Consider the following 18,836-nt stretch of genomic DNA (forward strand, 5'->3'; position numbering starts at 1 on the left):
TTTGCGCGAACGCGATTGCGAGGAAACATCATGGCTGAAGTGACACAAGAACGAGACGTCGCGGCGCAATCCGTGACGAACAGGCTGCGGCTCGGCGCGCTCACCGCGCTCGTGGTCGGATCGATGATCGGCGGCGGCATTTTCTCGCTGCCGCAGAACATGGCGGCCACCGCCGAAGCGGGCGCGATCCTGATCGGCTGGGCGATCACCGCGGTCGGCATGCTCACGCTCGCGTTCGTGTTCCAGACGCTCGCGAACCGCAAGCCGCAGCTCGACGGCGGCGTCTACGCGTATGCGCAGGCAGGCTTCGGCGACTACATGGGCTTCTCGTCCGCGTGGGGCTACTGGATCAGCGCGTGGCTCGGCAACGTCGGCTACTTCGTGCTGCTGTTCTCGACGCTCGGCTATTTCTTCCCGGTGTTCGGCGAAGGCAACACGCCCGCCGCGATCGCGGGCGCATCGGTGCTGCTATGGGCCGTGCACTTGCTCGTGCTGCGCGGAATCCGGCAGGCGGCGTTCGTCAATCTCGTCACGACCGTCGCGAAGATCGTCCCGCTCGCCGTCTTCATCCTGATCTGCTTCTTCGCGTTCAAGCTCGACGTGTTCCGCACCGATATCTGGGGCCGCACGAATCCGTCGCTCGGCTCGGTGATGAACCAGGTCCGCAACATGATGCTCGTGACCGTCTGGGTATTCATCGGCATCGAGGGTGCGAGCATCTTCTCGGCGCGCGCCGAAAAGCGCAGCGACGTCGGCCGCGCGACCGTGATCGGCTTCGTCGGCGTGCTGCTCGTGCTCGTGCTCGTGAACGTGCTGTCGCTCGGCCTCATGACGCAGCCGCAGCTCGCGAAGCTGCAGAACCCGTCGATGGCGGCCGTGCTCGAGCACGTCGTCGGCCACTGGGGCGCGGTGCTCATCAGCGCCGGCCTCGTCGTGTCGCTCGCCGGCGCGCTGCTGTCGTGGGTGCTGCTTTGCGCGGAAATCATGTTTTCTGCCGCGAAGGACCACACGATGCCCGCGTTCCTGCGCAAGGAGAACGCGAATCACGTGCCGGCGAACGCGCTCTGGCTCACGAACGCGATGGTCCAGGTGTTCCTGCTGATCACGCTGTTTTCGCGAAGCACCTATCTGTCGCTGATCTATCTCGCGACGTCGATGATCCTGATCCCGTACTTCTGGTCGGCCGCCTACGCGCTTCTCATCGCCGTGCGCGGCGAAACCTACGAGGGCGACGCGCGCGCGCGCCGCAAGGATCTTTTCGTCGCCGCGCTCGCCGTGCTCTACGCGGTGTGGCTGCTGTACGCGGGCGGCGTCAAGTACCTGCTGCTGTCCGCCCTTCTCTATGCGCCGGGCGCGCTCTTCTTCGCGAAGGCGAAGCGCGAGCTCGGCAAGCCGGTTTTCACCGCCGCCGAAAAGCTGATCTTCGCGGCGGCGGCCGCCGCCGCACTCGCCGCGGCCTACGCGCTCCACCGCGGGCTCATCACACTTTGATCGAAGAGGTAATCAACATGTCCCAAGCCACTCCTCAAGTCGGTGTCCATTCCGAAGTCGGCAAGCTGCGCAAGGTGCTCGTCTGCTCGCCGGGCCTCGCGCACCAGCGCCTCACGCCGAGCAACTGCGACGAGCTGCTGTTCGACGACGTGATGTGGGTGAACCAGGCGAAGCGCGACCACTTCGATTTCATGTCGAAGATGCGCGAGCGCGGCGCCGAGGTGCTCGAGATGCACAACCTGCTGACCGAGACCGTGCAGAACCCGGTCGCGCTCAAGTGGATTCTCGATCGCAAGATCACGCCGGACAACGTCGGCATCGGCCTCGTCGACGAAGTGCGCGCGTGGCTCGAGAGCCTCGAGCCGCGCGCGCTCGCCGAGTTCCTGATCGGCGGCGTCGCGGCGAGCGACATTCCGGGCGCCGAGCGCTCGAAGGTGCTCACGCTGTTCCGCGACTATCTCGGCAAGTCGTCGTTCGTGCTGCCGCCGCTGCCGAACATGATGTTCACGCGCGACACGTCGTGCTGGATCTATGGCGGCGTCACGCTCAATCCGATGCACTGGCCCGCGCGCCGGCAGGAGACGCTCCTCGTCGCCGCGGTCTACAAATTCCATCCGGCGTTCGCCGATGCGAAGTTCGACGTCTGGTACGGCGACCCCGATCGGGATCACGGCATGGCGACGCTCGAAGGCGGCGACGTGATGCCGATCGGCCGCGGCGTCGTGCTCGTCGGGATGGGCGAGCGCACGTCGCGCCAGGCGGTCGGCCAGCTCGCGCAGTCGCTGTTCGCCAAGGGCGCGGCCGAGCGCGTGATCGTCGCCGGGCTGCCGAACTCGCGCGCGTCGATGCACCTCGACACCGTGTTCAGCTTCTGCGATCGCGATCTCGTGACGATCTTCCCCGAAGTCGTGAACCGGATCGTGCCGTTCTCGCTGCGCCCCGGCGGCGACGCGCATTACGGCATCGACATCGAGCGCGAGGACAAGCCGTTCATCGACGTCGTCGCGCAGGCGCTCGGCCTGAAGTCGCTGCGCGTCGTCGAGACGGGCGGCAACGATTTCGCCGCCGAGCGCGAGCAATGGGACGACGGCAACAACATGGTCTGCATCGAGCCGGGCGTCGTCGTCGGCTACGACCGCAACACGTACACGAACACGCTGCTGCGCAAGGCGGGCGTCGAGGTGATCACGATCGGCTCGAGCGAGCTCGGCCGCGGCCGAGGCGGCGGCCACTGCATGACCTGCCCGGTCCTGCGCGACCCCGTCGACTACTGACGCAAGCGTCGCGGCGCGCGCGCATGCGCCGCTGGCCCCGACCAACCTACGGAGAAACGAGATGAGCTTCAACCTGCACAATCGCAATCTGCTGAGCCTGATCCATCACAGCGCACGCGAGCTGCGCTATCTGCTCGACCTCGCGCGCGACCTGAAGCGCGCGAAGTACAGCGGCACCGAGCAGCCGCGCCTGCTGCGCAAGAACATCGCGCTCATCTTCGAAAAGACGTCCACCCGCACGCGCTGCGCGTTCGAGGTCGCCGCGTATGACCAGGGCGCGAACGTCACGTACATCGATCCTTCGTCGTCGCAGATCGGCCACAAGGAAAGCATGAAGGACACGGCGCGCGTGCTGGGCCGGATGTACGACGCGATCGAGTACCGCGGCTTCAGCCAGGAGATCGTCGAGGAGCTCGCGCATCACGCGGGCGTGCCCGTCTTCAACGGGCTCACCGACGAATACCACCCGACGCAGATGCTCGCCGACGTGATGACGATGCGCGAGCACAGCGACAAGCCGCTGCACGACATCAGCTACGCGTATCTCGGCGATGCGCGCAACAACATGGGCAATTCGCTGCTTCTGATCGGCGCGAAGCTCGGAATGGACGTGCGCATCGGCGCGCCGAAGTCGCTCTGGCCTGCCGCCGGTTTCATCGCGCAGTGCGAGGCGTTCGCGGCTGAAAGCGGCGCGCGGCTCACGTTGACCGAAGATCCATACGAAGCGGTCAAGGGCGTCGATTTCATTCACACCGACGTGTGGGTGTCGATGGGCGAGCCCATCGAGGCGTGGGACGAGCGGATCAACGCGCTGCTGCCGTATCAGGTGAACCGCAAGCTGATCGAATCGACGGGCAATCCGCGCACGCGCTTCATGCACTGCCTGCCTTCGTTCCACAACTGCGAAACGAAGGTCGGCAAGCAGATCGCCGAGCGCTATCCGCACCTGAAGGACGGCATCGAAGTCACCGACGAAGTGTTCGAGTCGCCGCGCTGCATCGCGTTCGAGCAGGCGGAAAACCGCATGCACACGATCAAGGCGGTCCTCGTGTCGACGCTCGGCAGCATCTGACGGCCCGGCGCGCGCAATCGAACCGGATGGCGCGCGAGGCCGCGCCGTCCGCACCGTTGGCACAACAAGGAGAAACATGATGCGTATCGTCATCGCATTGGGCGGCAATGCGCTCTTGCAGCGCAATCAGCCGATGACCGAAGCCCAGCAGCGCGAGAACGTGAAGATCGCGGTCGCGCAGATCGCGCAGATCGCGCCCGGCAACGAGCTCGTGATCGCGCACGGCAACGGGCCGCAGGTCGGCCTGCTCGCGTTGCAGGGCGCGGCATACGCCGAAGTCGCGCCCTACCCGCTCGACGTGCTTGGCGCGCAGACGGAAGGGATGATCGGCTATCTGATCGAACAGGAAATGGGCAACCTGCTGCCGCCCGACGCGCCGTTCGCGACGCTGCTCACGCAAGTCGAGGTCGATCCGGCCGATCCCGCGTTCGAGCATCCGACGAAGCCGATCGGCCCCGTCTACTCGCGCGGCGAGGCCGAGCGGCTCGCGCGGGAAAAAGGCTGGCACATCGCGCCCGACGGCGACAAGTTCCGCCGCGTCGTGCCGAGCCCGCGGCCGCGGCGCATTTTCGAGATCCGGCCGGTCAAGTGGCTGCTCGAGAAGGGCACGATCGTGATCTGCGCGGGCGGCGGCGGCATTCCGACGCGCTACGATGCGAGCGGCAAGCTCTCGGGCGTCGAGGCGGTGATCGACAAGGATCTGTGCGCATCGCTGCTCGCGCGCGAATTGCATGCGGACCTGCTCGTGATCGCGACCGATGTCGACGGCGCGTACATCGACTGGGGCAAGCCGACCCAAGCGCTGATCGAAGCCGCGCATCCGGACGAACTCGAGCGGCTCGGCTTCGCGGCCGGCTCGATGGGGCCGAAGGTGCAGGCGGCGATCGAGTTCGCGCGGCAAACCGGGCACGATGCGGTGATCGGCTCGCTCGCCGACATCGTCGCGATCGCCGAGGGCCGAGCCGGCACGCGGGTCAGCACGAAGGTCGACGGGATTCGCTACCGGAAGCCGCAGTAACCGCGCGGTGACATGGAACGGCGGCCGCGGCGGGCTGTCCGCTGCGCAGCCTGAGCCGCCGAGCCGCGTTGGCGGCGCGATGATCGTCGCCGCAGCCGCCTCAGCCGCCGCAGTCGCGATGCACACGGCGTCGTGCGCTCACGCGCCGCGCCGCTCGTTCTGGCGGCGCGTCCACGCCCGCGCCTGCTCGTCGCGCACGAACTGCTCGACGGCGGCGGGCAGCAGGTTGCGGAACAGCCCGCCATCGCCCTCGGTCACGTCGACCATCTTCTCGATCATCTCCAGCGGATCGTATTGCTCGAACGGGAACGTCAGCCTCTCGGGCGTCGCCGCGGCGCGCGCCGGGTCGAGCCAGCGGCGCGGCGTCTCCATCATCTGGTCGTTGAAGCCCGTGCTGTACGGCCCCGGATTGACGACGGCGATCTGGATGCCGTGTGCGTCGAGCTCCGCGTGCATCGCCTCGGCAATCGCTTCGACCGCGTGCTTCGACGCGCAATACGCCCCCGTATACGCGCCGGTGACGAGCCCCGCGATCGACGACACGAACACGATCCTGCCGCGCCCGCGCGCGATCATCCCGTGCGCGACCTGCTGCGTCAGCGCGAGCGGGCCGAACACGTTGATCTCGAACAGCTCGCGAACGATGTCGACGGGCAGATCGACGAGCGCGCCCGCCTCGCCCGCGCCCGCGTTGTTCAGCAGCACGTCGATCTCCCAGCGCTCGGCCTGCTCGCGGTCGCGCGCGGATGTCACGTCGAGCTTCACGGCGTCGAGCGCGACGCCGCGCCGCGCAGCCTCGGCGTTCAGCTCGGTGATCTGCGGGACGATCTGCACGCCCGCGATCACGTGATGGCCCCTCGCGGCGAGCCGCAGCGCGACCTCTCGGCCGAATCCCGAGCCTGCGCCCGTCACCAGAATGCGTTTGTCAGTCATGTCCTTGCTCCTTGTGCTGTGTCCAGATGAGTGGCGAAAGCGTCGACGCACGCCTGCGCGATCGCGACATCGTCGTCGACCGCGCCGCCCGACACGCCGACCGCGCCGGCGCAACGCCCGTGCGCGCCGACGAGCGGCAGGCCGCCGCCGAACGTGACGAGCCCGCCGTTGCTGTGTTCGATCGTGCGGATCGGCCCGTCGGCGGCCGACAGCGCGCCGAGCGACGCGCTCGGCGTCCGGAAGCGCGCAGCCGTGCCGGCCTTGCGCGTCGCGAGGTCGATCGCGCCGATGAACGCGCCGTCCATCCGCGCGAACGCGACGAGATGCGCGCCCGCATCGACGACGGCGATCGCGACGGCGACGCCCGCCCCGTTCCGGCGCGCGGCGCGGGCGACGCCAGCCTCGACGATGCGCTGCGCGTGTTGAAGCGTGAGTTCGGCGGACATCGGCGGCTCCTTGTGCGGTTCGACTGCGAGCCAGTGTAGAGATCGGCGGTATCTGAGAGAATCGGCATTCCGCTCACAAACGTATCAAGTTTTTCTAATGACTCTGCGACGCGATCCGCTCGGCGGCCTCCACGTTTTCATGAGCGTCGTCACGCACGGCAATTTCACGCGCGCGGCGGCAGCGCTCGGCCTCACGCCCGCTGCGGTGAGCCTCGCGATCGGGCAGCTCGAAAGCGAGCTGAAAGTGAAACTCTTCAGCCGCAGCACGCGCGGCGTGAGCCTGACGGAGGCCGGCCAGCGCTATTGCGACGCGACCGCGCAGCCGTACCGGCAGGTCGTCGAGGCGCGCGACGCGCTGAACGACGCGCGCGACGAACCCGAGGGCCTGTTGCGGATCAGCGCGCTGCATCTCGCGAAATCGGTCGTGACGGCCGACGTGCTCGCCGAATTCTTCCACCGCTATCCGAAGGTGAGCGTCGAGATCCGCTACGAGGATCATCTCGTCGATATCGTCAAGGAGCGGCTCGACGCCGGAATACGCCTCGCCGACCGGCTGCATCCCGGGATGGTCGGCGTGAGGATCGCGCCCGCGCTCACGTGCGCGCTCGTCGCGACGCCCGGCTATCTCGCGCAACACGGCACGCCGGCGAAGGTCGCCGACCTCGCGCGGCACATGTGCATCCGCTTTCGCTTCCCGAAGAGCGGCCGCCTGCACAAATGGCCGCTGCGCGACGGCCGCCGCGACGTCGATCTCGACGTCGCCGGCCGCTTCGTCAGCACGGATACGGGCGCGGTGATCGACGCCGCGCGCGCGGGCGCGGGCATCGCGTTCGTGTTCATGCGCGAGCGGATCGCGGGCGACCTGCGCCGCGGCACGCTGCGCGAGGTGCTGCCGGGCGCATGCCGGACGCTGCCGCCGATGTGGCTCTACTACGCGAACCGCAAGCACGTGCCACCGAAGCTGCGCGCGTTCATCGCGGTGCTGCGCGAGCACGCGGCGGCCGACGGGCGGCGCTGACGGCTGGCAAGCTCCATTGCACTGCGCACTTTGCATGCGCGCTGCCGCGACCAGGTTCGCCACGCCTGACGAAAGCGTTCGCGCGATGTCACGATTTCGTCATCTCGCGCCGCCGCCAGCAACAATGCGCGGGATCGGCTACATTGTGCGGACCGCGCCGCCCGCCCCGGCTTGCCCGGCAGCGCGTCGCGCGTTCATCATCGATTCATCGACCGAGTCCATCCATGTCCGATCTTTCCGAGTTCCCGATCACGAAGAAATGGCCCGTACAGCATCCGGACCGCATCCAGCTCTATTCGCTGCCGACGCCGAACGGCGTCAAGGTGTCGATCCTGCTCGAGGAAACGGGGCTGCCGTACGAGGCGCACGTCGTGCGCTTCGACACGAACGACCAGATGTCGCCCGAGTTCCTGTCGCTGAACCCGAACAACAAGATCCCGGCGATCATCGATCCGCACGGCCCGGGCAGCAAGCCGCTCGCGCTGTTCGAATCGGGCGCGATCCTGCTGTACCTTGCCGACAAGACGGGCCAGTTCATTCCGGCCGATCCCGCGCGCCGCTACGAGACGATCCAGTGGCTGATGTTCCAGATGGGCGGCATCGGGCCGATGTTCGGCCAGCTCGGCTTCTTCCACAAGTTCGCGGGCCGCGAGTACGAGGACAAGCGGCCGCGCGACCGCTACGTCGGCGAGGCGAAGCGCCTGCTCGGCGTGCTCGACGGCCGCCTCGCGGATCGCCGGTGGATCATGGGCGACGCCTATACGATCGCCGATATCGCGACTTTCCCGTGGGTGCGCAACCTGATCGGATTCTATGAAGCGCGCGAGCTCGTCGAATTCGACCGCTATCCGAACGTCGCGCGCGTGCTCGGCGCATTCGTCGCGCGGCCGGCGGTGGCGCGCGGGTTGAACGTTCCGGCGCGGCCGTAAGCGCTTCGTTCCGCTTCGTCTCACCTCTTATCGCGGCTTCGTCGCGGCTTCGTTGCATCGCGCATGCGGAGCCGCGCGCGTCCCGTCCGGGCGTTCCTTGCCCGTCGATTTTTCCGCCGAAATCCCGATGTCCGGCCGCCGCGCGCTCGCGCGTCGCATGCCTCCATTCACGACATGCCGGATGCACCTTGGTGCGGATCATTCCCCGAGTGGTGCATAAAGCGCGACGCCGTTTCAGGGCATTGCGTGGCCATTTCGCGGCCATTCGCCCGGGAAGCCGCGTCGGCCAACGATCGCGCCGGCCCTGGTCCGCTCCTTGCATGCGCACGCGGTACGAGAGGACGCGACGCACGCAATAAAGCGGTAACAGCAACGGCGGCGACTCGAATACGGGACCGGCATCCGCCGTTTTTTTTGGCTCGAGTATTTTCAAAATGCAACCAATCGGCAAACAGTCGGGGGCGGCGCTGCGGCTCGACGAATGGCTTCCGTATCAGTTGTTCCTGCCCGCGCAGCACGTCGCGCGCCTGCTCGCCGAATTCTATGGGCCGCGCTACGGGATCAGCCAGCAAGCATGGCGGATTCTCGCGACGATCGTCGATCGGCCCGGCGCGAACGCGCGGCAGATCGGCGCGGCGCTCGGCATGGATTCGGTGTCCGTCAGCCGAGGGATCGCGCAGCTCGTCGCGGTCGGCTTCGCCCGGCGCGACGCGGCGCGCAACGACCGTCGCTACGCGTGCGTCGTGGCGACGCCCGCCGGCCGCGATGCATTCGACGAGATCGCCGCCGTGGGCCTCGCGGCGGAGCAACGGATGCTGGACGTGCTGACGCCCGGCGAGCGCGCGATGCTCGACGCCGCGCTGCTGAAGATCGGGCGCGAGAGCGAGCGCATCGCGATCGTCGGCTGGCGGCGTCTGCTCGACGAGCCTTGAGCGCCGGCTTTGTCGCCCATTCCGGGGGCCTGGCTTCGCGAGCGGCGTCGCCGCACCGCGCGCGGAACATAACGAGAACCTGAGAGCGCGGCGAGCTTCCGGCCGGGCGTGCCCGCTGCCGTCGATTCATGCGTAAAACGATTTGGCATCCGAATCGACGGATCTTTTCGCGGCCGCCCGGCGGATCGAAAACCGTGACGTTTTTTTCGAGCGAGGGTCGACATGAACGTTCGCATAGGGTGTCTGTCGCTGCTGGCTGCCGTCGTGTTCGACGCGCATGCGCAATCGGTCGTCCGGATCGGCGTCGCGATGCCGCTGACGGGGCCCGTCGCCCATCTGGGCAAGGATGTGCAGAACGGCGCGCAGCTCGCCGTCGACGATCTGAACCGCGCGCCGCCGGCGATCGGCGGCAAGCCCGTGAAGTTCGAGCTCGTCGTCGAAGACGATCAGGGCGATCCGCGGCAGGCCGTGCAGGTCGCGCAGCGCCTCGTCGACGCGCGCGTCGCGGGCGTCGTCGGCGATCTGAACTCGGGGCCGACGATCGTCGCGGCGAAGGTCTACGCGGCGGCCGGCATTGCGCAGATCGCGCCCGCCGCGACCAATCCCGCGTATACGCAGCAAGGCTACAAGACGGCATTCCGGCTGATGGCGACCGACAGCCAGCAAGGCGCGTCGCTCGCCGCGCTCGCCGCCAAGCTCGCGAAAGGCGCGCCGATCGCGCTGATCGACGATCGCGGCGCGTACGGCCAGGGCCTCATCGATCAGGCGGAGAAGACGCTGCGCGCGAACGGCGTCACGCGAATCACGCGCGACTACACGACGGACACCGCGGTCAATTTCGCGTCGATCCTCACGCGCGTGAAAGGTGAGCATGCGGCCGTGATCGTCTACGGCGGCGCCGATGCGCAGGCGGGGCCGATGGTGCGGCAGATGAAGGCGCTCGGGATCGACGCGGCGTTTGTCGGCGGCGACGGCGTGTGCACCGGGCAGTGGACGGCGCTGTCGTCGGGCGCGAACGAAGGCCAGTTCTGCACGCAGGCGGGCGACCCGCGCACGAGGATGGCGGGCTACGCGGCGTTCGAGCGGCGTTTCGAGGCCCGCTACGGCAAGGTGATCGTATTCGCGCCGTACGGCTACGACGCGGTGATGCTGCTCGCCGACGCGATGCGCCGCGCGAATTCGACCGATCCGGCCGTCTATCTCGGCGCGCTCGCGAAGACCCGCTACGACGGCGTGATCGGCAGCATCCGCTTCAATCCGCAGGGCGACAACGTGAACGGCGCGGTGACGGTTTACCGCGTGCAGCGCGGCGCGCTCGTGCCGGTGCCCGACTGAGGCGGGACGCAACGGCCGCGCGTGCGCACGACGACGTCCGGCGCCGGGCGATGCGGGCCGGAGCGCGCCGCAGAACGGCCCGGACACAGACGTCGTCGTGACGAACGAGCCGAACGAATGCAGCCGGGACGGCGCGAGGAGACCAGCTCGCCTCGTCCACGCATGCGCGGGCCCCGCCCGCACCGCGCGCAAGCGCACACGCACGACCAACGCCCATTCGAAAAACAATCCCGAACGCACGGCGGCCGCGGACCCGGAGACGCCCGGCAGCCTGGAGATCTCCCATGATGGACGTCATCGAATTCGCGGGCAATCGCGCGACGCACTACAAGGACGCGCTGTCGCTCTACCCCGACGCGTGGCTGCAGGACATCGCATGCATGCATCGTTTCCTGCGGCCGTCGCCGGGCGAGACGATTCTCGAAATCGGCGGCGGCAGCGGCTACTTCAGCCGCGCGATCGCGGCCGCGCTCGGCCCGTCCGGGCGCCTCGTCGTGACCGATCCGTCGATCGAGCAACTCGACGCGCTGCGCGGCATGCCCGATTCGAACATCCGTGTCGTTCAGCAGGCCGCCGACGCGCTCGATCTCGACACGCGCGATTTCGACGCGATCTGGAGCCGCGGCGCGATCCACCACGTGCCCGACAAGACCGCCGCATTCGCCGCGAGCGCGCGCCATGCGCGGCCTCGCGCGCGCTTCGTGATCTACGACATCTTCGCGGGCACGCCGCTCGCGCGCTACTTCGACGGCTTCATCGCGAAGAGCTGCTCGACGGGACACGAGGTCGCGTTCCTGTCCGAGGATTTCGCGAGAACGCTGTGCGCGCTGACGGGCTGGGCAGAACCGCGTTTCCACGACGTGACGGTGCCGTGGGAATTCGACAGCCGCAAGTCGATCGGCCATTTCCTGAGGCTGCTTTTCTCCGCGACCGACGCGTACTCGGACGACGATTGTCTCGCGGCGGCCGAGGCGTTCCTGAGCGTGAGCACGACGCGCACCGGTTACGCGCTGATGTGGCCGATGACGGTGATGGTCACGCAGCGGCTCGCTTGACACGGCGCCGGCGGATGTCGCGCGCCCCGCTCACCCGCGCAGCACGAGCACGTTGCCGGCGAGCACGGCCGCCGCGCCGGCGAGGATCCGCGCATCGAGATGCAGCCCTTCGAACAGCGCGGACAGCCCGAGCGCGACGATCGGCACCGCGGCGAGCGTATAGGCGGCCTTGCCGGGGCCGAGGCGTCGCACGAGGTCGAAGTACAGCATGAACGTCACGCACGACGCGCCGATCGCGAGATACAGCAGACTGCCGACATAGCGCGCCGACCAGTCGGCGACGAACGGCACGTGCTGCGCGGCGGCCCAGGCGGCGCTCGTCGCCGAGCCGACGAGCGCGCCCCAGCCGAGGATCGCGACGGTCGGCAGTCCCGCGCGCTGGTTGCGTGCGCCGACGACGGTGCCCGCCGCGGTCGCGACCGCGGCCGCAAGCGCCCACGCGAAGCCGGATGCGGAATCGGCGCGCACCGCGCCGAGCGACGGGCCGACGATGATGCCCACGCCCGCGATCCCGCACGCGGCGCCCCACAGCAGCGCGCGCGTGAGCGGCGTGCCGAGCAGCGCGCGGCCGATCAGCGCGGCGAACAGCGACGATGTCGACAGCACGAGCGCGGCGAGTCCGCTCGGAATGCGTCGCGTCGCTTCGTAGAACGTGATGAATGCGAACGCGAAAAAGAGCGCGCCCTGTAGCGCGACGAATACGCGATCCTCACGCGGAATCGCGAGCGCGTGGCCCTTCCACCGTCCGTAGCCGAGCAGCAGCACGCCCGCGAGCGCCATGCGCATCGACACCGACCAGAGCACGGGCGTCGCGCCCGCCTGCATCGCGGTCGCGAGCGCGCCGCCGCCCCACAGCAGCGCGGTCAGGCCGAAGAGCAGCGCGGTCATCGCGAGCGTTGCCCGACGAGCGCGCGCCAGTCGCCGGCCTCGATCCGCGCGCTCGCGTTCTCGAGCTTGCGCAGCGCGGCGTCGAGCACGCGCGTTTCGTCGTTCGACAACGTCGCGAGCAGATTTCGCTCGATCGCGATGCCGAGCGCCGCGATCTCGTCGAACGCGGCGCGGCCTTTCGCGGTGATCGTGACCGACGCGAAGCGCCGGTCGTTCTTCGCGGCCGTGCGCCGTGCGAAGCCGAGCGTGACGAGCTGGCCGATGCCGCGGCTCACGGTGAACGGATCGAGCGCGCATGCGAGGCCGATCTCGGTCGCGTTCGCGCCGGTGCGCTCGGCGATCACCGCGAGGATGCGCCATGCGGCCTGCGTGAGGCCGAAGCGCTCGGAATAGAACGCCTCGAGCGGGCGTGCGACCTGCGCGGCGACGACGAACAGCCGATACGGGAGCCAGTTGCCGAGCCGCAGCGGCGCGGCGGGCTTCTGCGATCCGGACGACTTCGGCGCGCGAGGGGCGGACGGTGCGGCAGGCATGCGGGCGGCTCCCGATCAGGTACTTGCATGATGCAAGTATATGGCAATCAAAATTGCCGCAAGACTTTTTTGCATCCGTGACGCCGCGGCGGCCGCATTGCCGGCGACGGGTTTCGAGTGGGGATGGGGGGCGGTGCGGCGCGCGAAGGGGCGCGCGTCGCTCAACCGGCTAGCTGGTCGAGTAGCCCAAGGGAATCTCACCCTCAGGCCCTCACGCAACCGGACGTGAATCTCTCGATTCATCCGGCTCCTATCGTCCAGCCAGACCGGCATGAGTAATAGACCAGTGGGCGAACAGCCGAGGCCACCGCGCAACCACGCGCTTTAGCCAGGCCGTCGCCCGTGAGGCGCTACCCAGTCGTTTGTATTTCCGTTTGGCCCAGCGTACGAGGGAATAGTTGAGTTGCCAACCTTGCGCCGCTCCGGTTCGCGCGCGAACCGGCAGAACTGTTCCCACGTGCACATATCGCGCCCCCCTTCAGCGGGTAAATACGTGAGCCAGTCCTCGAGCCGAGAGTGCTTCTCTGACCGATGCCGCTGATCGTTGTAGCGCAGCAGATAGCGCAACAGCCATTCATTCGCCTGTGCCTCGGTCTCCGGCTTGTGGAAGTGATACAGCGTTTCGTGCGCTTCCTTGATCGTGCGAAACGGCCGCTCGACCTTGCCCTTCGATCGCGCCCTGGTGCGCGTGCTGTCCTTGCCCGCAGGTATATGTGTCTGCCACTCGACGCCCAGTGCCTGCATCACATTCTGGAACACGCGGCTCTTGGCGACCGGACCGTTGTCGAGATAGATCATCTTCGGTCGGCCCTGGAACTGGAAGCCGGGGTCGGATTTCGGCGCCATCGCGTTAAACAGGAAACGCAGCGCCGATTCCACGTCTTCGCCATACACGCAGCGATACTCCTCGTAGGCGACGCCGCTGCGATCGTCGACTACGCCGAACAGCATCAGCGTAGGCTCGCCCTTCGTCGGATCGATCCAGGCCGGTCGTTCAATGTGTTTCAGGTCTGAGGGTGACATGTCGAACTGCCAGCAGTCGTTGCCATGCTCGGCCTGGAACCGTACCGCGGGCGGTTGCCGCAGCAGGTGCGGCTGGTCCAGTCGCAGCGCCGACAGATAGTGATTGATCGTCGGGACGCGCAACACGCCTTGGGGCGCTTTGACCAGGCCTTGCACCGTTTCGACGCCGTATTCCTCCAGCAGCTCGATCGCACGCTTGGTCGAGAGGTGCCGCCCCTGCTTGTTCGTGGTCCGCAGCTTCAGCGCGGCGATCAGTTCGCAGTAGCGCTCCAGCTCCGTCTGCTGCAATACCCGTGGCTTGCCGTAGTCGGCACGATGCGCGGAATGAGGTTGCTGGAAGCGATGCAGTGCGCGATACACGCTGGTCGTCGAAACACCGTACAGTTCGGCGACTGCCCCGACCTGGGCAGCCCGTTCGGGGCATTTATGCGGCAGACGGTCGAGCCGCTGCCGCAATTGCATGAGCGAGTCGGGCGGGATCGCCTTACGCCGCCCGCTGGGCATTGAGTTCTGCCTCGGCCAGATAGTTGTATAAGGTCGAGCGGCCAATGCCCGTCAACCGGCAGATTTCTTCGGCGGTGTGGCGACGTTCGTGATAGAGCTGCAGGGCAAGTTGCTCGCGCTCCGGATCGAGCCGCTTCTTGCGTCCGCCCTTGTGGCCACGCGCGCGGGCCAGAGAGACCCGCGCGCGTGCGTTCGCGGATCAGGTTGCGCTCGAACTCCGCCAGCGCGCCGAATAGATGGAACACCAGGCGGCCGCCGATCGACGCAGTGTCGATGTTTTCCTGCAAGCTGCGCAGGCTGACGCCGGCGGCGTCAAGCCGCTCGACGAGGTAGATCAGGTCTTTCAGCGAGCGCCCAGGCCGGTCCAGCCGCCAGATCACCACTGTGTCGCCCTGACGCAAGGAGGCAAGCAGCGCCGTTAAGCAGGTGCGTTCCGATTTCGCGCCACTCGCGGTGTCCTCGAACACGCGTTCGCACCCGGCCTGTGCCAATGCGTCGCGTTGCAGGTCGAGTTGCTGATCGTCCGTGGAGACGCGAGCGTATCCTATCAACATAGGAATTCCAGTTTGTCCGCTGAAAATTCAGTATCGTCGGATGTTGAAAAATGGAAGCCGATATTGGACGCTCTTGGTGCAATTCGCCGCCCGCACCCGGTTGCACGGGCCGGCGTCCATCAAACCTTCGTTTCCTGGACGGCCAAGTCTATCGCTGCGCGCGTATATTGATGGGAGGGAGCATGTCGAACATTCCGACCGACTGGCAGGAGCCATCGCTTGATGTGTTGGCCTCTCTCGTCTCGTGGCTTTGGGATGAGGTCGATGGCAAGCAGACTGAGGACGGCGTTCCACAGCCAATAGCAGCGTGCTTTTATTCCCTTGCCTTGGATCACGTTTCAGCTATCGTCGAGCTGATCAAGCTCGACATGACTGCGTCGGCGTTCGCGCTCTTTCGCGCGGCCTACGAGGCATACGTAAGGGGACGATGGATTCAATCTTGCGCGAACATGGGTTGGTTGCGCTCGTTTGCGGAAGATGACACCCACAAAGAATTTCCTAGCGCGCAGAAGATGATTGATCAGTTGGAGAAGAACCCGGACTTCGAGACGGAACAGTTTTCAACGCTACATCGCGCACATTGGCCGTCGATCTGCGACTACGCGCATGGCGCGCGGTTGCAAGTGACACGGCGCCTGACGAACGCTGAAATCTCGCCGAATTTTTCTGCTCAAGATAAGGCTAGTCTGACCCACATGACTGCGGCTATTGCCATATTGATCGGAGTCGGCTTTGCACAGGTGCTGGCTGACGGCACTTCCCTTATGTCGGTTGGCGAGAAAGCAAAAGAACTGGGGTTCAAGCTCGGGAAGCAATAGTAAATTGGTAAATGCGGAGGAATCCGTGATGAATCAGACTGAGTTTGAGAGAACCTATCCAGGATACTTTCACAAGTGTAAGGCGCCTGCCGCTAGCAAAGACCGTCGACGACTACGACGCGTTGCTGCCCTGGAAAATGCCGGCCGACCTGCGCTGATGCGCTTCGCTACCACACATCACGCACTCCACCGATTTACTCTGAAGGACGTCGTTCGTGGATCGCATACGTTCATGGACCGCATACCGTTGATCGGGCCGGGAAAGCAATGCTTCGACGCCCCGGGGCCTGATGGATCGTCGAGATATTCGGGTGGTTTGCTGAGCATCCGCAGCGGAAGCAGGCCGCGCCCGATGTCATTGGCGTCGCAACGAACGGCGCGTTTCATCGCGGAGAATTGTTCCGTTTGACCGTGGTCTCGATCGACCCCGGTGGGTTGGCGAGCGTGCGCTTGCTTGACTGCGCGACGCGAGGTGTCCGCGCATTCGATTCGAACGCCTCGCCGTCATAGGCGAGGCGTTTATCGAAATCGTCTCCGCGCCATCCGCCAGCGACAGCGTCGAACGCTTTGTGCTTGACGCCGCCAAGCGCCAACCGCATGCGCCGCGAGCAGCGACCAGCGAGCAAAGGCGCCGGAGCCGGCGGATTTTCAACTCGGAGCCGACCGTGTTTGCCCACCTACATACGATCGAGCGACAAAGCGCAAACATTCTTGTCGGGCGGGCAGTATTCGGCGAGCCGGCTCCGCGCGCTGTCGTAGTCCTTTTGCTGCTCGGGTGTCAAATTTCCTAGCCCGATTCTTTCATAGGCCTGCGTCAAGCCGAAATAGGCCCAACTGTTGCCTCTGAAACTCGTGTACGCGTTGTGTTTCGGGTCGTCGTCGCCGAGCGACGCGTGGAGCGTCTTGATCGCCTTGTCGTATTGGCCGAGGCCGATCTGGAGCGCGGCCAGGGTTTGCCTGACCGGAACCATCCAATAAGGCGGCTCGTCGTAGTTCATCTTGTCCTGCTGCTTGACGGAGCGTTCGAGAATGCGCACCCCGCGTTGCGCGTCGTCTTTCATCTGGTCGATCCGCGCGCGCGCGACCGATTGCATGATTTCTGCCGTCTGGCTGTTCATCACTTCGTCGGGCCGCTCTTTCCTGAAGGCGATCACGTCCTTTACAAGTTTCGCGTACGCACGTTGCGCACCGCGAACATCGTGTTTGCGGACGTATGCAAGCGCTTGTGCGTAGTTCCAGGAAACGCTTGCAAAGCGCCAGTCCTTTTCTGTCCCGTGCGGTGGCGGCTGCCGGATAATCTCGTCCGGCGACATGAAATACGGCAGCGATTGGTAATAGATGCCGCGATAACGGTCGGTCCGGAACGTAATGCCTTCGCCTTCCGATTTCCGCAGACGATCAGCCGCCCAGCTCATGTTCTCGACGTTGCCGGCCATGATCGCCGAAGCAAGCGCGAAATGGATATTGTGCCGGTAGTAGCCCCAGCGATAACGGTCGCCGTCCGGATGATCGATGCCGCCCGCGAGCTTGGCATCGACTTTCTTGAAGTAGCCTTCGTCGCTCAACGTTGCGTCCCGATTCGCTTCGAACGATTGCAGGTGCGCGCCGGTGCGGTAATAAATGTGCGAGGGCATGTGAACCAAGTGGCCGGCATCGGGCGCGAGTTTGGCCAGTTTGTCCGCATAAGGCGTCACGTCGTTCGGCTCGGTCGATCCCTCGCGAATATGGATGTACCAATGGATGAGACCCATGTGATCGGAATGGTCCTTCAGCCCGCCTTCGATCGCTTCGACTGCCTGGGGAATGTCACGGTAAGTGGCGTTCCCCTGACGGTCCCAGTATTCCCAAGGCTTGAGGTTCATCACGGCATCCGCGTACAGGGTTTGGATGTCGGGATCGTCCGGGTAGCGGTGGGCCAGCGCGGCCATCGCCTCGGCGTAGTCTCGGTTGCGCCGGTTCTGGCGCTCGAGTTCGCCGGGTAGTTGCGCATGAGCTTCATAGCGCGGTAGCAATGCGTCGACGAGCGAGCGTTCCTTCGGATCGGCATCACGTATGCGAAGTGCGTCCTTGAGATTCTGTTGCGCGATCTGGCGATCCGCTTCCGGCTGATCGAGCTGGTTGATGTTCACGCCCAGCGACATCGCGATCCCCCATCGGCACATGACGCAGTCGGGGTCTCGCTTGAGCGCGGCCCTGAACGCGCGGTACGCTTCGCGAAAGTTGAACGCGCAGTAGAAGCGCAAGCCTTGATCGAAGAAAGCTTGCGTTTGCGGGTTTTCCGTCTTGATTTTTTTCGTCAGTGTCCCGAGGCGGAAATCCGTCGGCGGCTCGGGATCGTCGGCCGCGATTTTCGAAAGCGAGAACGATGTGCTGCTGCCGGGCGGCGCGCTCATCATGTGCTCGCTTTCCATGTGCGGCATGCGGTGCTCAGCCGTGGCATGCGCGTCGTCATTGGGTGCGGACATCGCGCAAGTCGCGCTCAGCGATGCCACAAGGCCGATCGTTCCATACAGGCAAGCTTGCCTGAGCCGGTTCCGAAGGTTGCCGTCGCCGTAAGAACGCGAATGATTTTCGATTGTTCCCATTGCATGCTCTCCCGGAAATTGAACGCCTCGAACTGCCATGCTGGTGAACCAGTGTGCCGCGAGCCAATCTCAAGGCCCCATTCGCGCGACATGCGCGCTCGCGGCGCGGACGTTGAACCAAGGCGGTGTGCCCGAACCGGTTGCGGCTGCCGTGCGAAGTCGGCGGCCCGAACGGCGCGTTCTGCGCGGTGCGGCTGCCCGTAGCGCGCGGCGCGGGTAGCGATCGCACCATGCGGGCGCGGCTCGCGCCCGCGGCACGAGCCGCCTGCGATGCAGCGCGCCGATCTCGACGAGGCTGAGCGCGCGAGCCGTTGGGCGCGCGTCGAACGCGCCCCGTGCATTGTCGAAGCCGATCACCGACGATGCGATCGCTCATCGCTCATCGCGCGTCACCGCTGCGGCACACACCATCCGAGTGCGAATCGAGC

General features: G+C 66.1%; 15 protein-coding genes and 2 pseudogenes. 10 read left to right on the forward strand and 7 right to left on the reverse strand.

Annotated elements, in window-relative coordinates:
* The first annotated feature begins 30 nt into the window (after positions 1 to 30).
* The 4 genes from arcD to arcC all read left to right on the forward strand — a co-directional run bounded on the left by arcD (position 31) and on the right by arcC (position 4,855).
* On the forward strand, positions 31 to 1,491 hold the full coding sequence (arcD, locus tag AQ610_RS09785) for an arginine-ornithine antiporter (protein ID WP_006026728.1): 1,461 nt from the start codon (positions 31 to 33) through the stop codon (positions 1,489 to 1,491).
* Positions 1,492 to 1,508: 17 nt separating this feature from the next.
* Positions 1,509 to 2,765 (forward strand): arginine deiminase, encoded by a 1,257-nt coding sequence (gene arcA / locus AQ610_RS09790; RefSeq protein ID WP_009912313.1) that lies wholly within the window; start codon positions 1,509 to 1,511, stop codon positions 2,763 to 2,765.
* Positions 2,766 to 2,826: 61 nt separating this feature from the next.
* Positions 2,827 to 3,837: an ornithine carbamoyltransferase gene (locus tag AQ610_RS09795; protein ID WP_006026726.1), complete on the forward strand. Its 1,011-nt coding sequence runs from the start codon at positions 2,827 to 2,829 to the stop codon at positions 3,835 to 3,837.
* Between the two features lie 76 nt (positions 3,838 to 3,913).
* Positions 3,914 to 4,855 carry a carbamate kinase gene (arcC, locus tag AQ610_RS09800; protein WP_006026725.1) on the forward strand — a complete coding sequence of 314 codons (942 nt, stop codon included), beginning with the start codon at positions 3,914 to 3,916 and terminating at the stop codon, positions 4,853 to 4,855.
* A gap of 138 nt (positions 4,856 to 4,993) precedes the next feature.
* Here arcC and AQ610_RS09805 read toward each other — a convergent pair whose 3' ends face one another.
* Positions 4,994 to 5,788, reverse strand: coding sequence for an SDR family oxidoreductase (locus AQ610_RS09805; protein ID WP_006026724.1), 795 nt, complete (start codon positions 5,786 to 5,788; stop codon positions 4,994 to 4,996).
* Positions 5,785 to 6,234, reverse strand: coding sequence for a GlcG/HbpS family heme-binding protein (locus AQ610_RS09810; protein WP_006026723.1), 450 nt, complete (start codon positions 6,232 to 6,234; stop codon positions 5,785 to 5,787). Before AQ610_RS09810 ends, AQ610_RS09805 begins: the two co-directional genes overlap by 4 nt.
* 97 nt (positions 6,235 to 6,331) lie before the next feature.
* Between AQ610_RS09810 and AQ610_RS09815 the strand changes: the two genes are divergently transcribed.
* The 5 genes from AQ610_RS09815 (at position 6,332) to AQ610_RS09835 (ending at position 11,503) form a co-directional block, all read left to right on the forward strand.
* On the forward strand, positions 6,332 to 7,252 hold the full coding sequence (locus AQ610_RS09815; RefSeq protein ID WP_006026722.1) for a LysR family transcriptional regulator: 921 nt from the start codon (positions 6,332 to 6,334) through the stop codon (positions 7,250 to 7,252).
* A 224-nt stretch (positions 7,253 to 7,476) separates the two neighbouring features.
* Positions 7,477 to 8,181 carry a glutathione S-transferase N-terminal domain-containing protein gene (locus tag AQ610_RS09820; RefSeq protein ID WP_006026721.1) on the forward strand — a complete coding sequence of 235 codons (705 nt, stop codon included), beginning with the start codon at positions 7,477 to 7,479 and terminating at the stop codon, positions 8,179 to 8,181.
* A 434-nt stretch (positions 8,182 to 8,615) separates the two neighbouring features.
* Positions 8,616 to 9,113, forward strand: a complete 498-nt coding sequence (locus AQ610_RS09825; RefSeq protein ID WP_006026720.1) for a MarR family winged helix-turn-helix transcriptional regulator — start codon at positions 8,616 to 8,618, stop codon at positions 9,111 to 9,113.
* Between the two features lie 222 nt (positions 9,114 to 9,335).
* On the forward strand, positions 9,336 to 10,448 hold the full coding sequence (locus AQ610_RS09830; RefSeq protein WP_009912315.1) for a branched-chain amino acid ABC transporter substrate-binding protein: 1,113 nt from the start codon (positions 9,336 to 9,338) through the stop codon (positions 10,446 to 10,448).
* A gap of 284 nt (positions 10,449 to 10,732) precedes the next feature.
* The gene (locus AQ610_RS09835) at positions 10,733 to 11,503 is read left to right on the forward strand and encodes a class I SAM-dependent methyltransferase (protein ID WP_006026718.1); all 771 of its coding nucleotides are present in this window, start codon (positions 10,733 to 10,735) and stop codon (positions 11,501 to 11,503) included.
* 30 nt (positions 11,504 to 11,533) lie between these two features.
* On the opposite strand, the gene AQ610_RS09840 is transcribed toward AQ610_RS09835, so the two are convergent.
* The 4 genes and pseudogenes from AQ610_RS09840 to AQ610_RS33165 all read right to left on the reverse strand — a co-directional run bounded on the left by AQ610_RS09840 (position 11,534) and on the right by AQ610_RS33165 (position 15,005).
* Positions 11,534 to 12,391 (reverse strand): DMT family transporter, encoded by an 858-nt coding sequence (locus AQ610_RS09840; protein WP_006026717.1) that lies wholly within the window; start codon positions 12,389 to 12,391, stop codon positions 11,534 to 11,536.
* Positions 12,388 to 12,924: a MarR family winged helix-turn-helix transcriptional regulator gene (locus AQ610_RS09845; protein WP_006026716.1), complete on the reverse strand. Its 537-nt coding sequence runs from the start codon at positions 12,922 to 12,924 to the stop codon at positions 12,388 to 12,390. The genes AQ610_RS09840 and AQ610_RS09845 overlap by 4 nt, the downstream gene beginning before the upstream one ends.
* A 396-nt stretch (positions 12,925 to 13,320) precedes the next feature.
* A pseudogene (locus AQ610_RS09850) lies at positions 13,321 to 14,427 on the reverse strand (transposase family protein); the annotation flags it as partial.
* A 4-nt stretch (positions 14,428 to 14,431) separates the two neighbouring features.
* A pseudogene (locus tag AQ610_RS33165) lies at positions 14,432 to 15,005 on the reverse strand (recombinase family protein).
* Between the two features lie 182 nt (positions 15,006 to 15,187).
* On the opposite strand from AQ610_RS33165, the gene AQ610_RS09855 reads away from it, so the two are divergent.
* On the forward strand, positions 15,188 to 15,823 hold the full coding sequence (locus AQ610_RS09855) for a DUF6988 family protein (RefSeq protein WP_009917522.1): 636 nt from the start codon (positions 15,188 to 15,190) through the stop codon (positions 15,821 to 15,823).
* Between the two features lie 677 nt (positions 15,824 to 16,500).
* Here the strand turns inward: AQ610_RS09855 and AQ610_RS09860 are convergent.
* Positions 16,501 to 18,408: a hypothetical protein gene (locus tag AQ610_RS09860; protein WP_099975924.1), complete on the reverse strand. Its 1,908-nt coding sequence runs from the start codon at positions 18,406 to 18,408 to the stop codon at positions 16,501 to 16,503.
* Positions 18,409 to 18,836 lie beyond the last annotated feature (428 nt).

This window comes from Burkholderia humptydooensis, from assembly GCF_001513745.1.
GTDB lineage: Bacteria > Pseudomonadota > Gammaproteobacteria > Burkholderiales > Burkholderiaceae > Burkholderia > Burkholderia humptydooensis.